Here is a 6,000-nt window from a genome sequence, read left to right as displayed (position 1 = left end):
AGCCAGGCCATCCACTGCTTGGCGCCCTCGCCGCCGGTGCCGACCCACATGCCCAGGACGTCGCGGTCGCCCTCCAGGTTGATCCCGACGGCGATGTAGACGGGCTTGTTGGCGACCGCCCCGTCCCGGATCTTGATGTAGATGCAGTCGATCAGCAGGACCGCGTAGACGCGGTCGAGCGGGCGGGTGCGCCAGGTGGCCAGGTCGGCGGTGATCTGGGCGGTGGCCCGGGAGACCAGGTCGCGGGAGACCTCCACGTCGTAGACCTCCGCGAGGTGGGCCTGGATCTCGCCGGTGGTGAGCCCTTTCGCATAGAGGGACACGATCGTCTCGGTGAAACCCTCCACCCGGCGGGCGTGCTTGGGCACGATCTGCGGGGCGAAGCTGCCCGCCCGGTCCCGGGGAACCTCGATCTGAACGGGTCCGACCTGCGAGAGGACCGTCTTGCGGCTGGTGCCGTTGCGGACATTCCCGCCGCCGGCATCGGCCTGGTCACCCCTCGCATAGCCCAGGTGCTCGGCCATCTCGGCCTCCAGCGCACCCTCCAGGACCAGCTTCACCAACCCGGTCAGCAGGCCGCCCTCGCCCACCAGCTGGAGTCCGTCCCGGCGGGCCCGCTCCACCAACTCCTCGGCCAGTCCACGGTTCTGCTCGGCCATGCGTGCCAACTCGGCCCCCGTCCGCACCTGATGCTCGCTCTCGCGGGGGCCGCCCTGCTCGTTCTTGCTGCCCATCTGTGATCCTTCCCGGCAGAGACCTCATCTCATGCCAACTGAGGTCACACCAGGCCAAACACAAACTTCAGGACAGTCCCCCCTCTCGATACATCGTGGCTAGGGCCGCGCGGTCGCGGGGTGCCGTGTCGATGACCTTGCAGGAGGGGTGGGTGCCCCTACCCCTCGGTGGTGGGATGCCTATCTAACTCAGTCGTTGCTGCGCCGCACCGTGTTGAGGAAGTTGGTTAGATTCTCGACATTGATGTGGCGGTGCTCGGTGCCCGGGGGCACGGCGGTGTCCGTCCGCTTCAAGAAGGACTCCAGGACCCGCGCCGGGGCCTCCAGCAGCGCCTCCCCCTCCGGGGAGCCCAGCGCGATGCAGACGACGCCCGGACCGTGACTGCGCGACGGCCAGACTCGGACGTCGCCTGTTCCGGTGGGCCGGTGGAGGCCCTCCGCGAGAAGGTCGCGGGCGAACACCCACTCGACGGTCTCCTCGGCTCCGGTGTGGAAGGTGGCGTGCACGGCGTAGGGGTCGGCCGTGTCGTACCGCAGGCCCACGGGGACAGGCAGGGACGAGTCGCTCGACACAATGAGGCGCAGGTGCAGCTCACAGGTCACCGTGGTTCGCGTCGGCTCTGGATTCGCAGCGTGAGGTTCGGACCACGGGCCGGGACTGGTGAGGGCTTGGACCAGGTCTGCGTCAAGAACCAGCGTGTCCTCTTCGCCTGCGCTTACAGGGACTTCTTCCTCGTCGAGGGTGTTCCACGGTGCGCAGCGGTCGCATGCATCAGAAACCGTTGTGTGTTCCGAAAGATGCGCCAGAACGTCGTCGGGGACGCCATGGGTGATCTGTCGGACTGCTTCCGTGCCCAGCGTCGAGGCGTCCAGCAATTCCTCGAAGGGGTCTTGAGGGTTGCTGTCGGAGTTGTGCAGGTTTTCGAGGCTCACTGTTCGTCGCTCCTTTCGCCGAGGCAGTCCGTGGCGGCAGAATCCGTCCTGCGGAGCTTGTCGCGTTGTTTGCTGCTGCGTCTCTCCAACGCCTTGGCCGTCAGGCCCACGCTCTCGGCGGCCTCACGTTCGGTGTAACCGAGTGCCCGCAGTCCCATCGCTTCCTTGACTTTGGGGTCTTGGATGCGGGTGAGAGTCCTGGATGCCTCATCGCGGACGAGGGCCGTGTGGCATGGGTCAGGTGTCCGTGGGTCGGGAAGTTGGATCAGGACCTCGCTGTCGTCCCAGTGGGCCAGGCGCTGATCGTCAAGCTGTTGCTTCCACCACTTTCGGTACGTCACGGCGAAGTAGCTGACACAGGCGCCCATGAAGTACGTGGTCAGACCAGCGCCCCTGCGGGGGTCCCAGTGGCCTTGCTGAAGCGCGTACCGGCGAAAGAAGGGCACCGCGGCAAGGACCGTCTCCGTGGCGAGAGTGGAATGTTCCTCACCGGTCCACGGAAAGTGCGTCGGCGGAAAGGAGATCGGTCGGCCCCTCGCCGTGCACTGGGCGAAGATCTCCCCTGTCTTGATCCAGTGGTGCAGGACGGGCCAACCGTAGGCGGCTAGCCTCTGCATAAGACGGTCTGCACGTTCACCTGTGTAGCCATCAGCTCGGATGGCCCGTACGACGGCAATGTCTGCGGCGAGGCGCCGTCGGTATTCATCTCTGTCAGCCTGTTGCGCCTGTGGGGCCAGATGGTTCTCCACCTGCTGCAACAGGTCGGGGGAGATCGTCGCCAGCGGTTCTACCTGATCGACCTCCTCGGTCTCCAACCAGGCACCTTCCTCGGCATGCCCTGCCATGCTCCTCCTCGTGACAACGTCGCAAACCTCCCGACGACCTGACATGTGGTTCTAGGAGCGGTCATCAGCCTCTCCCCCCTCCGAACTAGGTCTTTTTTTTGGGGGGGACACCTCCACGACGGCACATATAAGCCAAGCGAACGCCATCATCGCCAACAATCGCTGGAGAGCACGTGAGTTCGCCTGTCCCCCCGCCACCGGAGTCCCCCTTCATCAGCATGCACACGGCCGTCATCCTCCTGACGGCGATCGTCATCGGGCTGGTCATCGGCGGGCTGACCTTCCTCTCGGACTTCTCCGCCCCCGGAGCGGTCCTGGCAGGGCTGGGAGCCAGCGGTCTCAGCGTGCCCGGGCTGCGCCAGCTGATCCGCTGACGTCGGCTCCCGCACCACCCCACCGGCTGCCTTCCATGACCTCGTCGCTGACGTCGACGTTGACGAAGACGTGGTCGCACCTTCCAGGTCTGGAAGGCACCGGCGGTCCATCGTGCTCGAGAACCACCGGAGGGGACACCACCCTGCTACCACTCGGTGTTCGCAGCGTACGCAGCGAGACGCGGTGAGCCCTCATGAATGTCCCACCCATGCCTGGTGTTCGGGGGCGACGTGCAGCTGCTCGCCTAGGTGGCCGCGCAGGACGCCGGCGCGGGTTCGGCCCTCCAGGACCTGCAGTCCGCTGTCCGTCGGAGTCAGGAGGTGGCGGTCGATGAGGAGCGGCGGGCGCCGCCAGGTCCCGTGGTCTGCCCAGTGCCGGGCGACTTCCGGGGGTCGCGCCCAGTGCACCGGGTTCTCGGCGATGTGCTCGATCAGTCCGGCTTCGCTCTCACCGGTCGGCATGGTGTGGAAGTCCGCGGTCGGGATCGTCTCCAACGTCCAGGTGACCGCGCTCAGGTGAAGGTGGCCGTAGTCGTCCACGAAGGGGCCGTGGTCGCCGTGGTCGAAGAGGAAATCTCTCAGCACGTCGTCCGGCCACTGCAGGCCGGCCAAGGCCGGGTCGGCACGGAAGCGTTCGAATTCGAAGCTGAGGCCACCGTCCTGGCGGCGCCTCATCAACGTGCTGAGGTCGTTAAGGTTCATGCCGTCAGCTCTACCGGAGATTTCCGACAGTGTTCCCCCAGACCTCGGTGTCGTGACACTGCGGGCACCGGGGTGTTGAGTGGGGTGGCTTCATCGAGGCGCAGGTCAAACTCGGCACCTTCCTCGACAACACCCGCCGCCGCGCCACGAAGCTGAGCGACCAACGGCGAGCCGACCTCAACGCCCTCGGCATGAAGTAGTGAGAGCGGTCACCAGTACGGCCTGTGACGACCCCGGTCCGCCATACCCGTCCCGGCTGTGCGACTTTGGCGTACCGGGGCCTGGTGGACATGGCCCGCGCATCCGCACAGGCCATGGTCGTGACGGAACACCAGGCCCCGGCACTGGCGGACTCAACCCAGGCGAGGCCGCCCCGGAAACGGACTTAACGCCACCTATGAGCCCCGCGTTCAAACGATGTTTCGGTGCTCAGGAAACCAACTCTTGGCGTATTCAACGGCTTCGACGAACGTCACGAGCCTGCAGGTGGCCGCGCCCACCGTACCCTTGCGCACGGCACCGGGGATCTCCGCGCGCTCGAAGTCATCCCCGAGGGCTCCGAAGTCGCGGTCGTCCAAGGTGACGTCTTCGTACGTCCACCACTGGCGTTGGCCGTTCATCCGAACCACACATCGGTAGTTCTGGCGTGGTGGGGAGCTGACGCGATATTCACCCAGATGAAATGCAGTGCACCTGTCAAATCCAACGCCCATCAGTAGGATTTGAGCCCCGTTTTCGTACAGTCGGGCGAGCGGCGAATCCTCTCCCAGGTGGCAGTCAAGGTGATGATTGGCGATGATCTCCTTCGCCTTGGGCCCCAGCGCGGCGAATGAGGTTTGTGGGTGTGCGCTACGCAGAGCGTCAGGGTGCAGCCGGACCGTCTCGGCGAGGGCACCCATTCCTGTTGACTGCGTAGTCGCTGGATCGAAGGGGGGCATGGCTTCCCTCATGGCCGCTCGGGCTTCTTCGCTGAGTCCACGGACGCGTTCCCTGTGAGCACTCGAGGAATCCGAGTTATCAGCTGTGAACGTGGGGACCACGATCGTCCCTTCCGGCCCGAGTGTGCCGCGCAGTGCGCGGAGCACTGTTGCCGGCCCCCCTTCGACTCGTCCGACGGCGCTCAGGGATGCGTGAACCATGAGAGCGCTGCCGCGCTGAATCCCTAGTTTTCTCAGCTGGTGCGTGAGCTCGGACTCGCTGACGTGGGTACTGGTAGAGGTCGTGAGCAACGTTCCTCATTCCCGCCGCTCCGGTATGGTTTCCGGGCGACTACTGGCCGATGCTGACAGGCAGTGTACGGAAGGAAACGACCCAAGGGTGCCCTCTACGGGCTACGGAGCCGCACATAAGCTAAGCTGCTTAGCTTGCCTGCTACCCGTGGGGCCTATGCGTCTGAAGGTCCACCTGCCAATGCGAAGGGCATCTCCTCCCTCGCGCCGCTGAAGCAGGCCAGCGTGCGCTCGTGATGGTCCCCGACGGCGTCGGAGACCCGCACCCGGAGCTCAAACTCGTCCATTTTACGGGTGGCATCCAGCGAGAAGCGCCCGATGTACAGCGCGGAGCCCAGCACAGCGCCTCGCTTAATGGTGTTGAGATCGAAGTCCGTGCCAGAGCCGAGCCCAAGCCTTCCGAGGAGCTGGGCCGCCCTGTCGCGAGTGTCCACCCACTCACTCGCTGTTCCGTCTAGGTACTTCAGCCGGTAGCTGATGTCATAAACTACGGCGTTGTGCGTACCGCCATTAGCCATCTCGACGTACCAGATGTAGCGGCTGGTCATGTCGAAGTCGTTCTTTCGCGGGTTGCCACTCCAGGTGATCAATGGGCGCACCGCGCTGGCGTATTGAGCGCGGGCGAAGGTGAGACCCATAGCCACGGCAAGTAAGCTTGCGGCAGATTGACGATCTAGGATCGTTAATCCCCAGCTTTCCTGCCCTTTCGAATCTGCCAAATTTGCACGGAAGATCTCCCATATCATTAACGCTGATAGTACGCCTACGAGGATCATCGGGTACCAGTACGTCATCGGATTCCTGCTGATGCGAGTTTGATCGTCTGGTTGCACAGTGAAGAGCCTCCCCCTACCAGCCACCCGCCCCGCCCGTGCTGATCAGGATGCAACTGGCCGTATTCCCTGCCAAGGGCGCACGCTGTTGCGTTGGGGGCTCAGAAGGGGGCGCGCTGGCATAGGGATCCCTGCTGTGAAGCCGGGCTCGGGTCGCCAGAGCGATGATCGGCGGGGTCGCAGCTGGAAGGCGTTCGTGCCTGGCCACGGCGGAGGAACATCCCACTAGCATCTCGGGACACTCGACGAGGCTCGCACCCAGGCGCGCTCGGCAGTCAGGGGGCAAGGGGCCGGGGCGGCGCCGTGTCCGGCAGAGGCGTCACGCAACCGGCGGGATGCCGTTGACCAGG

Annotated in this window: 7 protein-coding genes; 1 reads left to right on the top strand and 6 read right to left on the bottom strand. The window is 65.0% G+C overall.

From position 1 onward, the window contains the following. From IE252_RS41350 to IE252_RS41340, 3 genes are all read right to left on the bottom strand, one after another. Positions 1-734, bottom strand: a 734-nt coding sequence (locus IE252_RS41350; RefSeq protein WP_190094679.1) for an IS256 family transposase, incomplete at its 3' end; no start/stop codon positions are given. Positions 735-923: 189 nt separating this feature from the next. Then, positions 924-1,337, bottom strand: coding sequence for an SsgA family sporulation/cell division regulator (locus IE252_RS41345; protein ID WP_190094682.1), 414 nt, complete (start codon positions 1,335-1,337; stop codon positions 924-926). A gap of 326 nt (positions 1,338-1,663) precedes the next feature. Beyond that, complete coding sequence (locus IE252_RS41340) at positions 1,664-2,512, bottom strand: hypothetical protein (RefSeq protein ID WP_190094678.1); 849 nt, start codon at positions 2,510-2,512, stop codon at positions 1,664-1,666. A gap of 173 nt (positions 2,513-2,685) precedes the next feature. Here IE252_RS41340 and IE252_RS41335 point away from each other — a divergent pair, with 173 nt between their 5' ends. Continuing rightward, positions 2,686-2,886, top strand: coding sequence for a hypothetical protein (locus tag IE252_RS41335; RefSeq protein ID WP_190094677.1), 201 nt, complete (start codon positions 2,686-2,688; stop codon positions 2,884-2,886). 192 nt (positions 2,887-3,078) lie between these two features. Here the strand turns inward: IE252_RS41335 and IE252_RS41330 are convergent, their stop codons facing one another. From IE252_RS41330 to IE252_RS41320, 3 genes are all read right to left on the bottom strand, one after another. After that, a complete protein-coding gene (locus IE252_RS41330; protein WP_190094676.1) occupies positions 3,079-3,588 on the bottom strand; it encodes a hypothetical protein in 510 nt (169 codons plus the stop codon). A gap of 410 nt (positions 3,589-3,998) precedes the next feature. Further along, positions 3,999-4,727: an AAC(3) family N-acetyltransferase gene (locus tag IE252_RS41325; protein ID WP_190094681.1), complete on the bottom strand. Its 729-nt coding sequence runs from the start codon at positions 4,725-4,727 to the stop codon at positions 3,999-4,001. A 245-nt stretch (positions 4,728-4,972) separates the two neighbouring features. Further along, positions 4,973-5,611, bottom strand: a complete 639-nt coding sequence (locus IE252_RS41320; RefSeq protein ID WP_190094675.1) for a hypothetical protein — start codon at positions 5,609-5,611, stop codon at positions 4,973-4,975. Positions 5,612-6,000 lie beyond the last annotated feature (389 nt).

Source organism: Streptomyces melanogenes (assembly GCF_014649795.1).
In the GTDB taxonomy this organism is placed as follows: domain Bacteria; phylum Actinomycetota; class Actinomycetes; order Streptomycetales; family Streptomycetaceae; genus Streptomyces; species Streptomyces noboritoensis.
This window is presented reverse-complemented; position numbering and strand designations above follow the sequence as displayed.

What these genes read in the sequence shown, in the direction of transcription:
- IE252_RS41340 (WP_190094678.1), bottom strand. Translation starts at nt 2,512, where the DNA reads ATGGCAGGGCATGCCGAGGAAGGTGCCTGGTTGGAGACCGAGGAGGTC.
- IE252_RS41330 (WP_190094676.1), bottom strand. Translation starts at nt 3,588, where the DNA reads ATGAACCTTAACGACCTCAGCACGTTGATGAGGCGCCGCCAGGACGGT.
- IE252_RS41325 (WP_190094681.1), bottom strand. Translation starts at nt 4,727, where the DNA reads ATGGTTCACGCATCCCTGAGCGCCGTCGGACGAGTCGAAGGGGGGCCG.
- IE252_RS41320 (WP_190094675.1), bottom strand. Translation starts at nt 5,611, where the DNA reads ATGACGTACTGGTACCCGATGATCCTCGTAGGCGTACTATCAGCGTTA.